We start from the raw sequence: 20,775 nt of genomic DNA on the forward strand, positions 1-20,775 counted from the left end.
GTTTATCAATTTGTTTAAAAAAATATTATTTCAGATTTAATATTTAATTTTTATAACATCGAATCCTCCTGAATCAGTTATATATAAAATAGTTCGTTCTCTTCTCTTTAGATATTTTAATTCTGTCAATAAATCTGTATCTGGTTTATTTAGTTCTTTTATTCTTTCATAACAGTAATAATAGTTTTGTTTATCAGATTCATAGAGTTCTTGATAAGTTATAACTGCATTTGCTTTGCTTTTGATTATTTCGTAGTAATTACCGATTAACCACTTGAAATCTTTATTGATCATTGATGCTTCCTTAAGTAACTCTAAAGCTTGTTTGTACTGCTGTTTTTTGATATAACATCCAGCAATATTTGCATCATTCTTTAAGTTTTTGGTTGACTGTTTTTTTATTAAAAGAAATTGATCTAAAGCTAAGTCTATTTTATTGTTATCATAAAGAATTTCTCCTATGATAGTTTGTATTTCTATTGTCTTATTTTCTTTATGCAAGAACTTGTCATTTTTGATTAAGGAATCTGCATATTTAAGAGCATCGAAAACGTTTTTGTCTGATCTTTTATAAATTTCTTGTATTCTTAAATGTAATTGAGCATTTCTTTTGTCTAATTGCTTATACAGAGGTGTTTTTTTCTGAACTTTAGAGTAATCTTTTTTAAAAGGTAATTTAATAATGTTATGTGGTACAGTATTCCATAAAATATTTGTAAACAGACCTTTGTGTTTAATATAAATAATAGAATCACCTATAGAGGTGCTATAATACATTTCCTGATTTGGGATTACATTAATAGTTTTATTTGATTCTCCTTTTATAGAGAAAGAGAAGCCCTTAGGGTCTGTTTTTTGTGCAGGTATTGGTGCAAAAGGGGTTTCTCCAGTTGAACTCCCTCCTGCACGACCAGTATTATTTTGGTATTTTTTTTCCACGATAATCCCGCCATGATGTTCTTTTTTTGAAAATACACCATCAATTACCAAAAGAATTATTAGTGAAATAATTAAATAAATACCGACTTTGAATATGGACACTTGTTAATGTTTTTTGCTCTAGTTGTAAATCCTATTTGTATTTATTATTTAAATAAGTACTTCTCGCTTTATTAAATTATACGTTTAGTTTGCGAAGTTGAACAATTTATTCTTTAATCTTCTCAATCCTTGAATTCGTTGGTTTTTCTGAATCGTAGACAATTTTTAAAGAATCTCCAACTTTTCCTGGTTTTTCAAAATACAAATCATGCTCTTGTCGTACTATTTCTTGGATCTTTTGATAACTCTTTCCATTTACCTCGTATTCATATGTTACATGAAAGTTGTCAATGTCCAAACCAATATCACTATCTAATTTGTTGGTAGTGATTTTAGTTATCACCGCGGATGTTTGGACTCCATTTTTTGCTAAACTTTCTTTTTTGTAATAGGTATTAAATGCTAATACGCCAATGCATATAAATAATACTGCGATTAGTCCTAAAAATTTTCTACTCATGATTTTGTGTTTTTATTATCTAAACGGTCCAAAACTTACACCTAGATCGAAATACTATTGATAAAGTACAAACCAGAAAAGCAACACAAAAATGACGATACTTAGTACAATTGTTAGTATGTGTTTTCTACGAGTTTGTTTTCGTTGTTTTTTTAGTTTATCCCTAATCTCTTGCAATAACTCTTCAGAAACGGCTACGGTTTCAATGCCTTTACTTTCACTGTCACTTTCTGTCCATCCATCATAGGCTTTTCGTTCTTTTCTTCTACTATTTTTAAGAAGATTGCTTAAGTTATGACCATATCCTCCCATTACTATGCAATGTATATCAGAATCGATGTGATCAGAACTATTATTATTCCAAAGACAGCAACTTGTTTTCTATAAAGTACCTGTCTTTGTCTTTTTAGCTTGTCTCTTATCTTTTGTAAAGTTTCTTCCGAAACGGGTTCTACCTTGATACCTCTGCTTTGGGTATCCGTATTTCCATTTATATGGCTAAAAGCATCTCTTTTATTTCTTCGATCATTAAACTTAATCGAAGCGACCATTGCTGCTATACTCATAATTAAACCAGTATTAAAAGTTAAACAAATCCCATCTAGTCAATCACTCGCTACCCCAAAGAGAGCTCAAGACTTTCAGGGATTGACTTTTATGGGTCTAAAAATGTATATGTGTTAGTATGCATATATTTCATGAAAAGAAAAGGGTAGGTGATACCCTTTTCTTTTTGTTTTCTCTGCACAGAGAGAAGTTTATATTATTTCAATTTCTTGTCCGAAATTCCTAATCCTTTGGCTAGATTAAACAGGTTACTAAACAAGGTGTTTTCTTCTTCGTTAGTAGATTTCTGTTTTAAATCCATTAGGATATTGGCAATCGTTAGATTCTTGATGTCTTCAGAGGAGATTCCGTATTTAGTTGCAAACTCTCTTACTTTTTCTAAAAGGTTTCCTTTTACATCATCACTTCCTAGAATAGCATCTTTTACTTCTTGTACCGTACTAGAATGTTGTACCAATCTATCGTATCCTTTGGCTTTGGTAATTTGACCAATAATTTGCTCGAAGAACATAGTTTCACCACCTACAATATCAATATTGGCAGCTTTTAATGCAGCTCCGATAACATCTGCTTGTGCAAAGGCAATCTCTTTCTGAATATTGATTTGTGCAAGATCCACTTGTAATTCCTTATCTAATTTCAACTTGAATTCTTCGTGTTCTTTACCAACACCATCCAGCTTCTTCATTGCTTCAGCTTTCTCTTCGATTCCCGCAGCTTCTGCTAATGCAATTTCTTTATCGCCTATAGCTTGTGCAAGTGCTTTTTCTTTAATCACTTCAGCCTCTGCGATTCCTTCTTCTTTAACAGCTTCTGCTTTTGCAAGAATACCTGCAGCTTCCGCTTTCGCTTTTTTCTCGATGATATTCGCTTCTACTAATCCCTGACGCTCGTTAGCATCGGCTTTGGCATGCATTACTTGTGCTTCAGACATTCCAATAGTCGCTTCTTCTTTAGCCTGTGCTTCTGCTAATGTTTTACGAGCTTCCGCTTCTTTTTCACTAGCTTCTTTTTGAGCTTGTGCTTCGATATTGATTTCTTCAGCTTTTTGCTTAGCAGCTTCTTTTTGTGCTTCGGCTGCTTTGATTGTGGAGATCAGCGCTTCTTCTGCATTCGCTTCAGCAATGGTAATTTTCACTTGCTTTTCACGATCTGCAGTTTTAAATGCTTCGATATCTTTCATGTTTTCTTGCTCTTCGACCACACCTTTTTCTAGCATCACTCGATCACGAATCACATCCTGAATGTTCTTTTTCTCTACTTCAACTACTTTTTCTTTTTCTATTTGTGCTAAGGTTACAATTCGCTCACGTTCAGTTGCTTCTAGCATTCTATCTTTTTCTACTCTTTCTGTTTCAACAGCATTAGTACGTTGCTTGTTTTTCTCAGCAACAATAATTTGACGTTGCATATTTTCTTCGGCAACTTTTACTTTCTCTTCGGTAGCAATACGTGCTGTTTCAGATTTAAGTCTTTCTTCTTCACCTACTTTTAGTATTTCAGCTTCTTCACGTGCTTTGATATTAGCAATTTCTCTACGTTGTTGCTCTTCTTTTTCTGCCAATTGCTTATCAAGTTCTAGGATAGCTTCTCGTGCTTCTACGTCTTGCTTGCGAATAACTTTTTCCTCATCGCGCTTGATCAGATTAGATTTTACATTCTGTGCAGCAGTTAACTCAGTGATTTTCTTAATACCTTCAGCATCCAGAATATTATCTGGTTTCATAACGCTTAGTGAAGTTTGTTCTAAGTCATCGATTGCGCAATCATCTAACACGTATCCATTTAGATCTGTACCAATGATATTTACAATTTCATCTCTAAATTCTCTACGCGCTTCATATAATTCTACAAATTCAAACTTTTTTCCTACTGTTTTTAACGCTTCAGAGAACTTAGCATCGAATAAACTTCTCAGTGTGTCAATTTCTGAAGCTCTTGCACATCCGATAGTTTGAGCCACGTTAATAATGTCTTCGACAGATTTGTTTACTCTTACGAAAAATGCAACTTTAATATCTGCACGGATATTATCTTTACAGATTAACCCATTAGTTCCTGTTCGTTCTATTTCTATTTTTTTGATAGAAATATCCATAATTTCGACCTTATGTAATACGGGAATTACATACAGACCTTTATCAAATGCAACTGCCGTTCCTCCAAAACCTGTTCTTACAAGAGATTCTCCTTGAGGTATCTTTTTGTAAAAAATTGCAATTATTATAAAGTATAGTATAATGAGAAGTACTATCGATACCACGACTACAATAGCTATTGATCCTATATTGCCCATAGATGTTAAGTTATTTAGTTAATATTATTTGATTGTTTTGTTTATATAATTAATTGTTTAAGTTTCATTTTCTACTATGTCATAAATGGCGCAGTCATCTATACTATACCCATTATGATCTGTACCAAGATGGTGGACGATTTCATCTCTAAATACATCTCGGTTTTCTAATATCTCTTCTTTATTAAAACGATAAGCTATTGTCTTTAGAGTTTCTTCAAATTTTACTCTAAATAGATTGCTTATTTCATCGTTATTAAATGTTCTTTCGCAACCAAAAGTTTGAGCCACCCGAATCATATCTTCAACACTTCTATTTATTCGAACAAAAAAAGCAGCTTTTAGTTCTATTTGCTTATTGTTTTTGCAAATCAACGCCTCCGATTTGATTCGGTGTATGTCAACTTTTTTTATAGTTAAATCAATTTTGTCTAATTTATGAACAAAGGGGATTGTTAATATTCCTCTATCAAAAACAACCTTAGTTCCTCCAAATCCACTTCTTATCAATGCTTGTCCATGAGTTACTTTTTTATAAAATATTAAAAGTAATATGACCAAGGTCGAAATACCAATTATTACTATTGCAGCGGTTGTTAAAATATTAGTCATTTATATTTTCAATATGTTGAAGGCTGGACAATGTATAATGGTTTATTCTTCACTTGATTTATGATTTCCACCTTTGTATTTGCAGCTATCTCAATTCCATCTTTAGATTTTACCATAACCTTTATAGGGTCTGATTGAATTTTAATTTCTAATGTTGATATTTTTTCACCAGAAAGAGGACTTTGTAAAATCCCTTCTCGACCAAGTAATTCTAGTTTACTCTCACCTTTGTTATTAAAATTTGTAAAAAATCGTTTAAAAGGTGTAGTGATAATTTTTGTAATAATTAAAGCAGGTAAAATACTTCCAAAGAAAAAGACAAATCCAAAATCATTATTATAACTGTGTGTGACTGATGTTCCTGTCATTGTTAATGCCCACCAGAATAGTACAAAAAATGTGAAAGTGAACATAAAAGGAAGTCCTACAAAATTGAAATAAATCAGAAATATTTGAAAGAAATTCAACTTGCCACGGCGTCGTATTACATCTTCTTTTTTTACCTCCGTATTGGAGATATCCTGGACATCTAGGTTTGCTCTGGCATCAAATTCTGCTTCCGCATCTACATCCATATCCACGTCTACATCTGCATCTATATCTATATCTGCATCGAATAAGTCTAAGTCTAATCCAGAAAGTGTAGTTAATAGCCAATATAGAATAAGCAAACCAAATAAAATCGTTAAAGGTAAATTAACGTTAGATATGGCTATGTCGAATAATTCTTTCAATGTTTTAGTTGTTTAGTAAGTTAATTGTTATCTCATTAATTATCCCTCTTTTCAAAATCTTCAGTTTGATAGATTTTTATTCTTCGTATTGCTAGATAAATCAGAGCGACGAGGATACTTGTCCAAAAAATACCTATAAATAATGCTCCCATCTTCTTATTATTTAAGTTTTACTGCTGTTCCATAGGCAAGGATTTCTGAAGCTCCTTGCATAACCATAGAGGTAGTCAATCTTACATTAATAACCGCATCTGCTCCTAATCGTTGCGCATCCTGATGCATTCTTTGTAATGCTTGTTCTCTGGACTGTGCCTGTAGTTTGGTGTATTCTTCTATTTCTCCCCCTACAATATTTTTTAGCCCTGCAAAAACATCTCTACCAATATTTCTGGCTCTCACTGTACTTCCTCTTGCAATTCCTAAAATTTCAATAACTTCCTTATTAGGTATCTTTTCTGTCGTAGATGTTACCATGATTTATTAGTTTTTTTGTTACTATTTTTCTGAATGGACTAAAAGTAACTGATAATCAGTGTATTTTATTTTTTGTCTTTCAGCCCTAATTGTTCTTTTAGCTTTGCTAAATCATCTTCTGCATTTGTTCTAGTAATGTCTACCGCTTTGTCCAATTCCTCATCTATAGATTTAGAAGCATTGGCAATATCTCCATAAGCCTCTGCTAAAGCTTCTTCCTGATGTACTTTGTCCTTCATTCTTTCTAACATAGAAACAGTACTAGAACTATCTATTTCTGCCATTTGCTTATTTACATTTTTGGTAGCAGCAGAAACTTTTACTCTTGCTTTTAAAGTTTTTAACTCGTTTTCCCACTTGCTAATGTTTTGTTTGATTTCATCAACATTTTTTTCTAGCTGAGACACGGATTTATCAAACTTTTCTGTTTCACCTTTACCGCGAGTAACATGCTGTAATGATTCTTCTTTTTTAATTAAAGCTTCTTTAGCTAATCTATCTGCCTCTGCAGTATCTAGATCGCCGCTTTGTGCTTTTTTTAGAATCAGCATAGCTTTTTGTTGATAATCTTCTGCTTTAGCAGCAAATTCTTCTGTGTCATTTTTAGATCGAATTGCTAAAGCTTTTACCTGTGCTAAAGCTTCCAGGCTTTTTTCTAGATCAACTTTCATATCTCTAATTCCTTGCTCTGTCATCTTAATTGGATCTTCCATTTTATCGATCGCAGAATGTGCTTCAGCTTCACCTATTTTAAATAGTCTTTTGAAAAAGTTCATAATTTAATATTTTGAAAAATTTATAATTTGTTCTGAGTATTCACTTAATAATAATCCTAATGAGTTTAATGTTCCTTCTAATTCATTAAGATCTAAGTTTTCTATTTGTAATGTGTCTCTGAAGATTACCTTTTCACCAGTTTCGTCCAGGACAAATGCTCCGTGAACAATATCTCTATTCTTTTGAAGCAAACTACGATACACTAGTTCATTCTTATTTTTTATATTAAAAATGTGCTGTTCAATGATCAAAATAGGTGGTGCAACACCTAGAATCAAGTTTTTAATCCCTTCATTTTCTTTACTAATCATTATAATTCCATCACCGATATTTTCATGAATGATGTTGAAATTAAGGGTTAGTAAATATTCTTTCACCAGTTGGAAGTGATCTTGCATATGATGGTTGTTTTGATTGATAATTAGTAATTTATTCGCTGTTTATGACTTAGTATCAATATTACAAAAAGTAAGATAACTTTTCTACTATATCGACGGCTAAATTGACAATGTATTGTACTACGGATATCATGGGTATGTTGTTGTTTTATGATTAATGAATTTAGTTATGATGCTAAAATTTTTAGTATGCCCTATGATTTTGCCCAAAATCATTATACTTTTAAAAAGTATTTCTACTAAAATTAGCATTTATTGAATATATTAGCTAATATTGTTAGTGTAAAAGTACAATAATTTTTTAAAATTGCAAATAAAATTAGCAAAAATGTCATTTTTTGGAAAAAATATTAAAAAAATTAGAAGTGTAAAGAGTTTGAGTCAACAAGCTTTTGCGGAGCTATTTGACTTAAAAAGAGGGACTTTAGGGGCGTATGAGGAAGGTAGGAGTGAGCCTAAGATAGACACGATAATAAAAATAGCTAATTATTTTAGCATAGCTATTGATAAGCTGCTAACGGATGAACTTACGGTAAATGAACTTTTAAAGTTTAAAGGAGATCTTACTACCTATGCGGAGGATATAAAGAGAGAACAGTTTGCTGTGATACCTTGTATAACAGAAAGTACAGCTGGAGAATATATCTCACTTTATAATAAAGACAACTTTGTAAAAGAGCTACCAACAATTCAATTGCCAGTAAATCCTGCTAAAAAGTTTAGAGGCTATACGGTATTGAATTTAGAAATGACAAATCATGATCAAGGTTTTTATCCAAAGGATATCGTTATAGGAGAAGAAGTGCCTTCTAATGTCATTAAGAAATTGAATAACGGTACCTTGGTAGTAGTACTAACAGATTCTAAATTGATTTTTAGAAGATTGTATATAACGAACAATAATGTTGTTTTAAGGGCTGATCATAAGAATATTGAAGACGAAGAATATCCAATTTCGGAAATTAAGGAACTGTGGCGTGTACGTTATGTGTTTTGTAAACGTATTCCTGAGTTTGCAGATGGAATGGAAGATAAATTACAAATGATAGAACAAGAGCTATTAAGAATGAAAGAGAAATTGAGATAAAACTTATCATCAAAAACAGCGTAATTTTAAAAAGAGGTGCGACGGCTCCTCTTTTTTTTAGTAAGCGTATCATTAAAAGATGCGCATTCATCTGTTTTCCATTGTAAATTATAAAATTCTCCTAATTAGGGCGTTGCTCAATATTTTTTTGATATCTTCCATTGGTTAATAAAGACATTAGCGTAAATTCCAATATAAATATTGCAACTCCATTTTGATGAATACAATTTTTGATGCGATCCGTTCTCAGAATTTAGAAGCTGTAGATAGCTTTCTAAAAAAGGATCCAAGTTTAGTACATACAAAAGATCAAAGAGGATCTACACCTCTTTTACTTTCTACTTATTATGGTTTTTTGGATTTAGCCAAATTGATTATAAGTCGAGGAGCGGATATTAATCAACAGGATGCTTCTGGAAATACTGCTTTGATGGGAGTTTGTTTTAAAGGACATTATGAAATTGCAGAACTATTGATTTCTAATGGTGCAGATCTGGATATTAAAAGTTACAATGATGCAACGGCATTAATTTTTGCAGCTACCTTTGGTCAAAAAGAAATAATTAGATTATTGATTTCTAAAGGAGCAGATGTTACCATCAAAGATAATACCGGTCGTACGGCGGAAATGCATGCTCAAAGTCATGGAATTGATTTTGCTGAATTATTGAATGAAACAGAGTGAGTTTAGATTCTCATATAACGGATATAAAATCGGTTAATATACGTTCTACAAATATTAAAAGACGGTTATTAATGTCTCCTATTACTGTAGGCAATCTTACGAAATATCTTCAAGATCATATTGGAACTGAAATATTGATTATTAATACCAATGTAGGTATGGAAATCTATTACTGCGCTAAGAATGATCATAGTCATTTTATAAAAGAAACTACATTATTGCATACTATGAAGCCTATAGACGCTTCAAAATTAAGATTTAAGAACTCTCTCACTTCTGAAGAAGTTCGGAAAAATTTCACAGAAACTATAATTACTTTTGCGCAATATCCACAGCTATTCTTGGCGTATGCAAAGAAATTTATTCATTTAAGAAATAATAATTCTCAAAGTAAATACATCATGCCTGCTTTGAATAGTTTTTTTGAAGATGCAATGGCGTTTTTGGCTGAGACAGGTAAAGTGCCACACTATGATAAAATTCAAAGAGCAAAAAATAAATCCCAGAAGTTAGATGGAAATCAAAAAATAATTTACAATCTAATTTCTGAGATTCTATTAAAAAAACATAGAAAAAACTAAATATCTATGTATTAGAATTCTGCGTTTAAAGGAGTTCTAGGGTAAGGTATTACATCTCTAATATTACCCATTCCTGTTACGAATAATACTAGTCGTTCGAAACCTAATCCAAAACCACTATGTGTACAAGTTCCAAAACGACGAGTATCTAAATACCACCATAATTCTTCTTCAGGGATATTTAGAGCAGCCATTTTTTCTTTTAATACATCTAAGCGCTCTTCTCTCTGAGAACCTCCTACGATTTCACCAATTCCAGGGAATAAAATATCCATGGCTCTTACCGTTTTTCCATCTTCATTAAGTCTCATGTAAAAAGATTTAATATCTGCTGGATAGTCAAATAAGATAACAGGGCATTTAAAATGTTTTTCTACTAAGAAACGCTCGTGTTCACTTTGTAAATCTGCTCCCCAATCATCTATAGGAAATTTAAATTTTTTCTTTTTATTAGGTTTAGAATTTTTTAGAATCTCAATTGCTTCCGTATAACTTACTCTTTTAAAGTTGTTCTCTAAGACAAATTTCAGCTTATCTCTAAGTAGCATCTCTGCTCTTTCGGCTTGAGGTTTTTGTTTGTCTTCCTGCACTAATCTGTTTTCTAAAAATTCTAAATCATCCTGACAATTATCCAATACATATTGAATTACGTATTTGATAAAATCTTCAGCCAAATCCATATTTCCATCTAGGTCACAAAAAGCAACTTCTGGTTCTACCATCCAAAACTCGGCAAGGTGACGAGAAGTATTAGAGTTTTCTGCTCTAAAAGTAGGTCCAAACGTATATACCTGACCTAATCCCATGGCATAAGTTTCAGCTTCTAATTGTCCGGAAACTGTTAGATTAGTTTCTCCTCCAAAAAAATCTTGTTTGTAATCTACATTTCCATTTTCGTCTTTTGGAATATTGTTGAAGTCTAAATTTGTTACCTTGAACGCTTCTCCGGCTCCTTCAGCATCACTTTTAGTTATTACTGGAGTGTGCACATAGTAAAAGTCATTTTTTTGAAAGTACTCATGAATGGCAAAAGATAATTTAGATCTCAAACGCATAATTGCTCCAAAGGTATTGGTTCGAACACGTAAGTGAGCTTGTTCTCTTAGTTTTTCCAAAGTATGACGCTTTGGAGATAAAATGGTAAGTTTCAATTCTTCTGGATCTGCTTCCCCTTCAATAACAATATTCGAAACTTTTATTTCTACACGTTGTCCTTTACCTTCACTTTCAGTAAGTGTTCCTTCTATAGCAAGTGCTGCACCAACATTAATTTTGGAAATAATTTCACTATCGATCGTATTATCTTCAATTACACACTGAATGTTCTTAATAGTTGACCCATCGTTAATCGCAACAAAACGATCATTTCGAAAAGAACGAACCCATCCTTTTACAGAGACAGGTTGCAATAGTTTATCACTAGCCAATACTTCTATTACTTTCGTATGTTTCATCTTTCTTTTATTCTTTTTAATTGTTAGTCATAAATAACCATGATACGTTTTCAGTTTATTCAAAATGATACCGTAAGTAAGGTTATTTATATCTATTTAGTTCATTTGTATGATAACAGGTTGATTGATTACTAAATTTTTATTCTTTCAATCAATGTGGCACCTATTTCTGTTTGTGCGTTATACTAAATAAACAGTATAAATTTTAAGTTAGCAAAGATAATTTTTTAATCTAATTGGGGCATTAGAATCTTACTCAAAAAATGGACGAATTGTATTCTTAAACGTTTTAACTCTTTTTTAAATCGGAAATTGATGCTTTTTTTTGCAAAACGTGATTTGGCGGTTTTTTCTAGAAGAATTTGATGTAAAAACCGTAAAAATAGAGGTTTTTGGGGAAAAAATCGCTTTTTTCAAAGTTTTTTTTATAATTGAGTATAAAAATTCTTACGCAAATATTTTTCGTAAATAATTGATATTTAGATTTTTATTTTTTAGCAAACTTTTTAAGGACTACAAAAAAAAAGTTAAATATATATTTTTTTTATCGAAAGGGGGAAATTCCCCCCTAAAATGTGTTTCAAAATACAAAAAGGGAGCGTATCTTGCATATGCAATTATGACGATTGTGTTTACGTTAAGTTTAGTTCGATAGGTTTTGGGGTAATCTATCTTACACGGAGTCTCACTAGTTTACTAGTGAGGCTTCTTTTTTTAGTAGAATTATTTGATAAAATTAATACTTAATTTATCGATTCTTTTTCTTCTTCTGGAAGTTCCTCATCGCTTGCTATAATCTTTAAAGAAGGTTCTTTTAAAGTCTTTTTATTAGCAATGCTACGTTCTAAAGAAAGTAATAGGGATGGTAATAATAATAGATTAGCTAGCATCGCAAACAACAAGGTTGCAGATACAAGACCTCCAAGAGCTTTAGTTCCTCCAAAACTAGAAATCATAAATACAGAAAAACCAAAAAATAAAACGGTAGATGTATAAAACATACTAACTCCCGTTTCTCTTAAAGCTGCAAATACTGATTTTCTAATTCTCCAATGGTTTGATTTAAGCTCTTGTCTATATTTGGCTAAAAAGTGGATGGTATCATCTACAGAAATACCAAAAGCAATACTAAATACTAAAATAGTAGAAGGTTTTATAGGTACTCCTAAAAATCCCATAAGTCCTGCTGTCATTAAAAGTGGCAATAAATTAGGAATTAATGAAATAATGATCATTTTAAAAGATCTAAACATCCATGCCATAAAAAGTGCTATCAATATAATAGCTAACCCTAAAGAAAATATAAGATTCCAAACGAGATATGTGGTTCCTTTTTGAAAGATCAGAGCTTTTCCAGTAAATGAAATTTCATAACGATCTTTTGGAAACAATTTCTCTAATTTTGGAGCAAGATTAGCTTCTATTCTTTCCATTTCTTCAGTTCCAACATCTTTCATAAATGTTGTAATTCTGGCATACTGTCCGGTAGAGTCTACATAACTGTTCATTGCTCCCGCTTCAGACTCAAAACTTTTGGCATATGGTAAAATAAAATTACGCTCCTGACTTGTAGGTAGTTGATAGTATTTGGGGTTTCCATTGTAGTAGGTCTGTTTAGCATACTTTACTAAGTTTACAATAGAAATGGGTTTTGATAACTCCGGAGTTTCTTCCAATAATTCTTCTAACTGTTCCATTCTGCGCAGTGTAGGCAGTTTAAGAACTCCTTGCTTACGTTTGGTATCGATTAAGATCTCTAAAGGCATGATACCATCAAACTCGTCCTCAAAGAACTGAATATCTTGGAAAAAACCAGCAGATTTGGGCATGTCCTCTAACAAACTTCCCGAAACTTTAATGGTATAGATTCCAATGATACTAGCAATAAGAATAATTAAAGAAGTAGTGTATATGGTGATTCGTCTGTTTTTTACTGCATGCTCCATCCAGTTTACTAATCGCTCAACCCATCTCTTTCCTAGGTGTTTTAGGTGTCTTTCTTTTGGCTGAGGCATATAACTATAAATAATAGTAATTACCAGTAAGCATAGGATAAAGAGCGCTACGATATTAATCGCAGCTACAATACCAAATTCTTTCAATAACTTACTCTCTGTTAAAGCGAAAGTAGCAAAACCTGCTGCTGTTGTTACATTGGTCATTAATGTAGCATTACCCACTTTGGTAATAACTCTTTGTAGTGATTTAGCTTTATTACCGTGTTTTTTTATTTCCTGTTGGTATTTGTTTATCAGGAAAATACAATTTGGTATTCCAATAACAATAACCAAAGGAGGTATAATTGCGGTTAGTACCGTAATTTCGTATTCTAGTAATCCAAGTAATCCAAAGGCCCACATTACTCCAATAATCACAGCCGTCATCGATATAAATGTGGCTCTGAAAGATCTAAAAAAGAAGAAGAAAATTAAGGATGTAACTAATAATGCTGCCAAAATAAAAATCTGAATCTCATCCATAATGTTCTGAGAATTCATAGTTCTTATATACGGCATTCCGGATACTTTTACATCCATTCCGTATTTTTCTTCAAAAGCTTCTATTCTAGGATTTAGGATATCTTCAATGAATTTTTTTCGAACAATTGTATTTACAATTTCTTTGTTTAGATAGATTGCACTTTGAATTGTCTTGGACTTGTTACTGTAGATGAGCCCTTCGTAAAAAGGTAGTTTGTTAAATAGTTCATGCTCATATTCAGAAACTTGTTTTTCTGTATAGATACTATCTTTTATGAAAGGTATGAGTTCGAATCGAGGAGGGTTATTCTCTTTTTTAAGCGTTTTTAAATCACTTACGGAGATTACAAGATCAATTTCGCTGTATTTTTTAAATGAATCATTAAAATCATTCCAAGCTTTTAGTTTGGTTGGAGTAAATAATGTGCTATCATTTATAGCCATTACAATAAGGTTACCCTCATCACCAAATTTATCAAGAAATTCCTGATATTTTAAGTTAACTTCATGATCATCCGGAAGTAGATTTGCTTCTGTAAAGGAGAAACGCATATTTTTCCATTGGAAACCAAGAAAAACTGTGATACCAATAATCACGATAAATATTGCTGCTCTATTGCGGAGTATAATCCCAGCTAATGTATTCCAAAACCCGAAAGTTAGTAACTTTGCCATTCTCAATTTTCCTTGTGCAAATGTAAGGATTTGAGAACTTAATCTTTAAAATTCTGAAAAGAAAAACGAATAAATAATAGGGTCTTACAGCTTAAGGTAAAAAGTGAATTTAAAAGCTATGTTGTCCTCAAATTTAGGTAGGTGATATGCACCATATCTATACGCAAAACTAAGTCCAAAGCCAGCAAAAAGTTTGTTGATTTCAAATCCAGATTCTTGGTATCCTCTCTGTAATGAATTAAAATCAACTCCCTGATGTTTGTCTCTATTGCTAACATCTCCGATCGCGTATCTTGTTATAAGAACCATTTCTGGTTTGAACCAGCTAGCAAATTTGAACGGTCTTAATCGATGTCTTATTTGTAATGTAGCTAAACGATCACTAAAAAATTCACTAAAAAACATGGTTTCAAAACTTCTTCTACCTGCTACAGAAAATCTTTGAAAAATAGTTTCTTTGGTTGGAGCATTAGGGTATGCATGATATAAATGTGTTAAAGGTACATCGCCACTTGCTATATCAGCCTCTAATAACAAACTAGTGCTTGATTGATTAAGGCGGTTTATAATATATTCGGCTTTAATCCCAATTTTACTATAATTGAAGTTGCTGTCAAATATTCCTTTATAGCCTTGAGTGTATTGCGCAGTTATTTTGGGGTATCCGTCTTGTATTTCTTTGAAACCATTTGGAGTTTTCAAGAATTTGCTGAAGGGACTCCATCTTAGTGCTATTGTCGATTCTGCGGTTTTGTATTGAGAAAAAGTTTCACCATCACTTGTATATGTATAGCCTCCAGTTTGATCAATATTACTCACTGAGAATTGTGCTTCAGATAATAATTTAGGTAAAATTCTATGTTGTAAGCTAGAACTCCAGGTTCGGTGTTTGTAATAGAAGTCTATATTTACTAAGCGTGGTTCGAAAAGGGAGTACACTCTCCTGTCGGTTAAATAGAAAAAGCTTCCTACTTCTCTTAAATCGTCTGTATAATTTAGATTTAGCCAGGATCCTGAATCTTTATTTAATAAAACTCCTCCACCAATACCAAATTTAAATTTGGCATCTCTAAAACCATAAACTAAGTATCCTTCTGCACGAAAACGTTTCGAAAACTTCTCATTTGTTAAGCCCCCTAATCCCAAACGCAACCCTTCGAAATTGTTGTATTTGATAGGGTAAGTAAGATCAAAATCGAAAAACCCAACAGGGTAATATCCTATATTAAAACTCTGAATAACATCGATTCTTCTTTCAATATTTTGCGCTTGTACAATACTGTCTACGACTGTAAAGGATTTTAGATCTTTTTCTGTTATAGCGCTAGTGCGGTATTTGTTCCAGTATTCTTCACTTCTATTGGTTGCATCGGGTGCAATTTCAATTGCCGATTGCTGTATTTTTATCTTGGTATCTGGTTTTGTGTTATAATCAAAAAAGTCTGTTTTAGATATTAAAAAATCATTATTTCCAGTAAAACTTTTCTTATCATTTCCTAGTCTTCCTACTGATATTTGCCCTCCGAATAAAGTGACCTTCTGTTTTCCGATTCCTGGCCGTATCGTTACTTCTTGATTTAGAGGCAACCATAATTTCTCTTCTGCATTGTATTCGAAATTATGATTTACTAGTACATTTAGTTCTCCTCGCAATTCCGCAACTGCTTTTTGAATTGCTAAGGTTTCCATATCTAAATATAAAACGCCTTCGAGACTTGCTATTTTCTTTGATCTTCTTGGTTGAAATAGGATCACGTATGCAGGTCTTTTTTCTTGAGTAGTGTCTAAAACCTTATAATAATAGTTTTTTAGCGCTCTGTTGGATAGTGGCCCAGCATATCGATTATTGAAAATGACATAGTTTTCTTTATACAAAGAATTAGATTGTATTTTAATTCCTAATACATTATAAACGGGTTTGTTGAAACCAGTCATTCTTGATGCTAGAACGGTTTCTTTTTCATCTCGCCCTTTATTGAATTGATGAAGGCTAATTTTTTCTGATAGGAAGGAGTGGGCGTCATTAAAAATTCTTTCCATATCAGCACCAGTAGTATCTGGAGTTTCAAATCTAGCCTGGTTATCTTCTGTAATCTTAAACTTGTTGTAAGTTTTGTAGCTATAGTTGGATAAAGCTTTGTTGGGGTTATTCTTGTCCTTGTTGGAAATTGCTTGTTTAATGATATTTGAAGCAATGCTTCCTGGAATATCTAATGTTACAGTTTCGAGATCTTCTAGTTTTGGAGATAGTTGTATTTCTACTTTTACAACATCTTCGGATTTAATAGAAAACTTTTTGGTATGATATCCTACATAGCTTATAGTAAGATTTACTGGATAGCTATCACATCGTATTACAAACTCTCCTGTAGAAGATGTTAATGCGTAAGCATTGTGATCTGTTTTAACAGTGGCAAAAGGTAAGGGATTGTTGGTGCTTTGATCAATTACTTTTCCGGTAATGCTAATTTGTGATAGAACAACAAAATGAATAAAAAATAATAAACAGAAAAGTTTGTTTTGCATTATCCGCGAATCATAATAATTGAATTAAAAATGTACAAAAGTGTTCTTTTGGTCAAAAAAAACACTTTTGTACCAAATTGTAAGGAAATTATACCGTCATAATTTCTTTTTCTTTAACGGCCAACATTTCATCAATTTTCTTAATGAAATTATCCGTTAACTGTTGGATATCTGTTTCGGCATTTTTTGCCATATCCTCAGATAATCCATCTTTTTCTAGTTTTTTGATTTCATTATTGGCATTTTTTCTATCATTTCGAACACCAACTTTAGAATCTTCTGCTTCAGCCTTGGCTTGTTTTACAAGGTCTCTACGGCGCTCTTCTGTTAACGGAGGGACACTTATAATTACGCTTTCTCCATTATTCATAGGATTGAATCCAAGGTTAGCTACCATGATCGCTTTTTCAATTTCTTGAATAAGGGATTTTTCAAATGGTTGTATGGTAATAGTCCTTGCGTCGGGTGTATTTACATTTCCTACCTGATTTAAAGGTGTAGGACTTCCATAATATTCTACCATAACACCACTAAGCATAGCTGGAGATGCTTTTCCTGCTCGTATTACAGTTAATTGTTTTTCTAAATGAGCGATAGCGCCCTGCATAGATTCTTTGGTTGAATCAAGAATAAAATCTACTTCTTCGTTCATTTGTGTATAATTCTTTTCTTTATTAATGTATGAATCAAAAAATGAGTCATTTTATGATTACTAAAGATTTACTTTGGTTCCGATAGATTCTCCGGAAACAACTTTAAGTAAATTTCCAGCTTTATTCATATCGAAAACTATAATAGGTAATTCATTTTCTTGGCTTAGAGTAAAGGCTGTTGTATCCATAACTTTAAGACCTTTGCTTAAAACATCATCAAATGTAATAAAATCAAATTTAGTAGCATCTGCATTTTTTTCTGGATCATCTGTATAGATTCCGTCTACTCTTGTTCCTTTTAGAATAACATCAGCGTTGATTTCAATAGCTCTTAATACCGCTGCAGAATCTGTAGTGAAATATGGATTTCCAGTTCCGCCACCAAAAATTACAACTCTTCCTTTTTCAAGATGTCTAAGAGCTCGCCTTTTTATAAAAGGTTCAGCAACCTCATTGACTTTTATTGCAGATTGTAATCTTGTTGGAATATCAGCGTCTTCCAATGCGCTTTGGAGGGCTAGACCATTGATTACAGTAGCAAGCATACCCATATGATCAGCTTGTACTCTGTCCATGCCTTTGCTAGCTCCAGCAACACCTCTAAAAATATTACCACCACCTATTACTATAGCAACTTCAACACCTTTTTCTGTTATTTGTTTGATCTCATGAGCATATTCTGCTAATCTTTTTGGGTCAATACCGTATTGGCGTTCTCCCATAAGAGCTTCACCAGATAGTTTTAGTAATATTCTTTTGTATTTCATCATTTGTTTATAGTGTGCTGCAAATATAATGATATTCTTAATTAAGAAAATACTTTGATAGCTAAAGGTAAATCCCAATAAAACGAGAAAAAATGTTAAAAATAACAGTTTGATTTAAAAAAGGGTTCTTTTCCCCTAACGCCTCTATTGATTGGTGTTTGATAATGTTTTAGGTTTGCCAAAGGGAAAACAAAATAGGGGGAGATGAGAGGCGTTTTTGAAATAATGATAAAACATTTTTAGAGTTTGCAAAATCACTTCGGTGTGATTTGTGATCTAGACTAATTGGGGAGTTAGTCTTTTATGGGGTAGCATTTTGGAGGGGTCCAAAATGTTTAAAGGAGATGTTTTAGAAGTTATTAGAAAATGCTTCGAAAAATGACGAAAAAAACCGCTTCATTTGAAGCGGTTTTTGATTTTATAAACTAATGTAACTGGATACGTTACTTTGTTGTTTTTATAAAGAAATTCTTTCGAATCCTACTACAGAAATATCACCTAATGTTCCAACGTATTCTCCAACAGTTTTCTTTTCATCTTTGATGAAATTCTGGTCAAGAAGACATTGTTCTTGATCTAAGGTTGTATTATCAGAAATAAATCTCTCTAATTTACCTGGAAGAATTCTGTCCCAGATTTGTTCTGGTTTACCTTCAGCTTTTAATTCAGCTTTTAATCTTTCTTCAGCTTCAGCAATTACAGCATCAGTTAACTGAGATCTTGAGATAAACTGAGGAACATTTTTTAAGGTTTTTCCTAATCTTACAAGTTCTTCGTTTTCTTTTTCAATGGCTGCAATTCTAGCTTGCGTCTCAGAAGCTACATATTCTGGATCAAAATCTTTATAAGATAAAGTTGTTGCTCCCATAGAGGCAACTTGCATAGAAATGTCTTTTGCAAGTGTTTCTGCTTCATCTATGCTTGTAGATAAACCTGTAAGAGCACCGATTTTATTACCGTGGATGTATGATCCAACGAAAGGAGCTTCTAATACTTTGAAATCTCCAATTTCTATTTTCTCACCGATAACTCCAGTTTGCTCGATAAGCTTCTCCTGAACAGTCATTCCGTTAAAATCTGCAGCTAATAATTCGTCTTTAGTTGAGCTGTTTAATGCTAACTCAGCTAATTCTTTTGCTAAAGAAACGAAAGATTCGTTTTTTCCTACGAAATCAGTTTCGCAGTTAAGAGAAACGATTACACCTTTATTTTTAGCTTCATTAACTTTTGCGATAACTGCTCCTTCAGAAGATTCTCTGTCAGCTCTTTTATCTGCTATTTTTTGTCCTTTTTCTCTAAGGATTTTTATTGCTTTGTCAAAATCTCCATCAGCTTCAACAAGTGCTTTCTTGCAATCCATCATTCCGGCACCTGTAGCTTTACGTAATTTACTTACTTCTGCGGCTGTTATTTTTGCCATAACGTTTTAGTATTTAATGTGTTTGTGTAAAAAACAAGTCGTTTAGTTGTAATTACTGCGAAAGTAAAGAACTAAACGACTCATTAATTTTATATTAAAGTTAAGTTTTGCAAGATTAACTTTAATATTTATAATTTTTAATGATTAAAAGCAATCAATGAATGTTTATTCTTCTTCTTGCTTAGCAGCTTCAGCAACCACAGGTGCTTCTTCAGCTTTTGGAGCAGCTTCTGCCGCTGGAGCTGGTGCTTTTTCAGCTGGTGCAGCTGCTTTTGGTGCTTCTTTAGAAGCTTTTCTTTCGTTTAATCCTTCGATAATCGCATCACTTACATAAGTCATCACTTTATCAATGGATTTAGAAGCATCATCATTTGCAGGGATTACATACTGAACCTGACGCGGGTCAGAATTTGTATCTACCATTGCAAAAATAGGAATGTTTAATTTTTGTGCTTCTTTTACTGCGATGTGCTCACGAGTGATGTCCACTACGAACAATGCTCCAGGTAGACGAGTCATATCAGAAATAGAACCTAAATTCTTTTCTAATTTAGCTCTTAAACGATCTACTTGTAAACGCTCTTTTTTAGATAGTGTATTGAAAGTACCATCTTTCTTCATTCTATCAATAGCAGCCATCTTCTTAACTGCTTTACGAATAGTAACAAAGTTAGTTAGCATTCCTCCAGGCCATCTTTCAGTGATGTATGGTTGATTAGCTTTAGATGCTTTTTCAGCAACGATTTCTTTTGCTTGTTTTTTGGTAGCTACAAAAAGAATTTTTCTACCAGAAGCTGCGATTTTCTTTAAAGCTTCACTAGCTTCGTCAATCTTAGCAGCAGTTTTGTATAGGTTGATGATGTGGATTCCGTTACGCTCCATATAGATATATGGTGCCATGTTTGGATCCCATCTTCTTGTCAGGTGACCGAAATGAACACCTGCATCAAGTAAGTCTTTTACTTCGATATTGTTTGCCATTTTTGTAATAGTTTACGTTCTGTTGAATTAGCAATATTCAAGTGGCTATCATTTTGTTGATACGGCCTTGAACATTTAGATGCTAAACTAACTCCCATTTGTGGGAT

20 protein-coding genes are annotated in these 20,775 nt (G+C 32.6%); 3 read left to right on the forward strand and 17 right to left on the reverse strand.

Annotated elements, in window-relative coordinates:
* Positions 1 to 36: 36 nt before the first annotated feature.
* From ABD077_RS06650 to ABD077_RS06695, 10 genes are all read right to left on the reverse strand, one after another.
* Positions 37 to 1,041, reverse strand: coding sequence for a tetratricopeptide repeat protein (locus tag ABD077_RS06650; protein ID WP_343911570.1), 1,005 nt, complete (start codon positions 1,039 to 1,041; stop codon positions 37 to 39).
* 106 nt (positions 1,042 to 1,147) lie between these two features.
* On the reverse strand, positions 1,148 to 1,501 hold the full coding sequence (locus ABD077_RS06655) for a DUF3592 domain-containing protein (protein ID WP_343911571.1): 354 nt from the start codon (positions 1,499 to 1,501) through the stop codon (positions 1,148 to 1,150).
* A gap of 54 nt (positions 1,502 to 1,555) precedes the next feature.
* Positions 1,556 to 1,813, reverse strand: coding sequence for a hypothetical protein (locus ABD077_RS06660; protein WP_343911572.1), 258 nt, complete (start codon positions 1,811 to 1,813; stop codon positions 1,556 to 1,558).
* Between the two features lie 2 nt (positions 1,814 to 1,815).
* Positions 1,816 to 2,067: a hypothetical protein gene (locus ABD077_RS06665; RefSeq protein ID WP_343911573.1), complete on the reverse strand. Its 252-nt coding sequence runs from the start codon at positions 2,065 to 2,067 to the stop codon at positions 1,816 to 1,818.
* A 197-nt stretch (positions 2,068 to 2,264) separates the two neighbouring features.
* Entirely contained in the window at positions 2,265 to 4,364 is a 2,100-nt protein-coding gene (locus tag ABD077_RS06670; protein WP_343911574.1) for a flotillin family protein, read from the reverse strand.
* A 57-nt stretch (positions 4,365 to 4,421) separates the two neighbouring features.
* Positions 4,422 to 4,976 (reverse strand): SPFH domain-containing protein, encoded by a 555-nt coding sequence (locus ABD077_RS06675; RefSeq protein ID WP_343911575.1) that lies wholly within the window; start codon positions 4,974 to 4,976, stop codon positions 4,422 to 4,424.
* 8 nt (positions 4,977 to 4,984) lie between these two features.
* Complete coding sequence (locus ABD077_RS06680) at positions 4,985 to 5,710, reverse strand: hypothetical protein (RefSeq protein ID WP_343911576.1); 726 nt, start codon at positions 5,708 to 5,710, stop codon at positions 4,985 to 4,987.
* A gap of 159 nt (positions 5,711 to 5,869) precedes the next feature.
* Positions 5,870 to 6,184 carry a YbjQ family protein gene (locus tag ABD077_RS06685; RefSeq protein ID WP_299603633.1) on the reverse strand — a complete coding sequence of 105 codons (315 nt, stop codon included), beginning with the start codon at positions 6,182 to 6,184 and terminating at the stop codon, positions 5,870 to 5,872.
* 65 nt (positions 6,185 to 6,249) lie between these two features.
* The gene (locus ABD077_RS06690) at positions 6,250 to 6,960 is read right to left on the reverse strand and encodes a PspA/IM30 family protein (RefSeq protein ID WP_343911577.1); all 711 of its coding nucleotides are present in this window, start codon (positions 6,958 to 6,960) and stop codon (positions 6,250 to 6,252) included.
* 3 nt (positions 6,961 to 6,963) lie between these two features.
* On the reverse strand, positions 6,964 to 7,359 hold the full coding sequence (locus tag ABD077_RS06695; protein WP_299603628.1) for a type III secretion system chaperone family protein: 396 nt from the start codon (positions 7,357 to 7,359) through the stop codon (positions 6,964 to 6,966).
* Between the two features lie 328 nt (positions 7,360 to 7,687).
* Between ABD077_RS06695 and ABD077_RS06700 the strand changes: the two genes are divergently transcribed.
* From ABD077_RS06700 to ABD077_RS06710, 3 genes are all read left to right on the forward strand, one after another.
* Entirely contained in the window at positions 7,688 to 8,446 is a 759-nt protein-coding gene (locus tag ABD077_RS06700; RefSeq protein WP_343911578.1) for a helix-turn-helix domain-containing protein, read from the forward strand.
* Positions 8,447 to 8,663: 217 nt separating this feature from the next.
* On the forward strand, positions 8,664 to 9,131 hold the full coding sequence (locus tag ABD077_RS06705; protein ID WP_343911579.1) for an ankyrin repeat domain-containing protein: 468 nt from the start codon (positions 8,664 to 8,666) through the stop codon (positions 9,129 to 9,131).
* Positions 9,132 to 9,202: 71 nt separating this feature from the next.
* Positions 9,203 to 9,712, forward strand: coding sequence for a hypothetical protein (locus ABD077_RS06710; RefSeq protein ID WP_343911580.1), 510 nt, complete (start codon positions 9,203 to 9,205; stop codon positions 9,710 to 9,712).
* 11 nt (positions 9,713 to 9,723) lie between these two features.
* Here ABD077_RS06710 and asnS read toward each other — a convergent pair whose 3' ends face one another.
* From asnS to rpsB, 7 genes are all read right to left on the reverse strand, one after another.
* Positions 9,724 to 11,166 carry an asparagine--tRNA ligase gene (gene asnS / locus ABD077_RS06715; RefSeq protein ID WP_343911581.1) on the reverse strand — a complete coding sequence of 481 codons (1,443 nt, stop codon included), beginning with the start codon at positions 11,164 to 11,166 and terminating at the stop codon, positions 9,724 to 9,726.
* A 743-nt stretch (positions 11,167 to 11,909) separates the two neighbouring features.
* On the reverse strand, positions 11,910 to 14,321 hold the full coding sequence (locus ABD077_RS06720; protein WP_343911582.1) for an efflux RND transporter permease subunit: 2,412 nt from the start codon (positions 14,319 to 14,321) through the stop codon (positions 11,910 to 11,912).
* Between the two features lie 84 nt (positions 14,322 to 14,405).
* Positions 14,406 to 16,847 carry a DUF5686 and carboxypeptidase-like regulatory domain-containing protein gene (locus ABD077_RS06725; RefSeq protein WP_343911583.1) on the reverse strand — a complete coding sequence of 814 codons (2,442 nt, stop codon included), beginning with the start codon at positions 16,845 to 16,847 and terminating at the stop codon, positions 14,406 to 14,408.
* 88 nt (positions 16,848 to 16,935) lie between these two features.
* On the reverse strand, positions 16,936 to 17,499 hold the full coding sequence (gene frr, locus ABD077_RS06730) for a ribosome recycling factor (RefSeq protein WP_219007079.1): 564 nt from the start codon (positions 17,497 to 17,499) through the stop codon (positions 16,936 to 16,938).
* 60 nt (positions 17,500 to 17,559) lie between these two features.
* Positions 17,560 to 18,267: a UMP kinase gene (gene pyrH, locus ABD077_RS06735; protein WP_299604669.1), complete on the reverse strand. Its 708-nt coding sequence runs from the start codon at positions 18,265 to 18,267 to the stop codon at positions 17,560 to 17,562.
* 457 nt (positions 18,268 to 18,724) lie between these two features.
* Positions 18,725 to 19,687, reverse strand: a complete 963-nt coding sequence (gene tsf, locus ABD077_RS06740) for a translation elongation factor Ts (protein ID WP_343911584.1) — start codon at positions 19,685 to 19,687, stop codon at positions 18,725 to 18,727.
* Between the two features lie 165 nt (positions 19,688 to 19,852).
* Entirely contained in the window at positions 19,853 to 20,668 is an 816-nt protein-coding gene (rpsB, locus tag ABD077_RS06745; protein ID WP_299603610.1) for a 30S ribosomal protein S2, read from the reverse strand.
* Between the last annotated feature and the right edge of the window lie 107 nt (positions 20,669 to 20,775).

The sequence above is a fragment of the Aquimarina litoralis genome (genome assembly GCF_039523995.1).
GTDB classification, from domain to species: domain Bacteria; phylum Bacteroidota; class Bacteroidia; order Flavobacteriales; family Flavobacteriaceae; genus Aquimarina; species Aquimarina litoralis.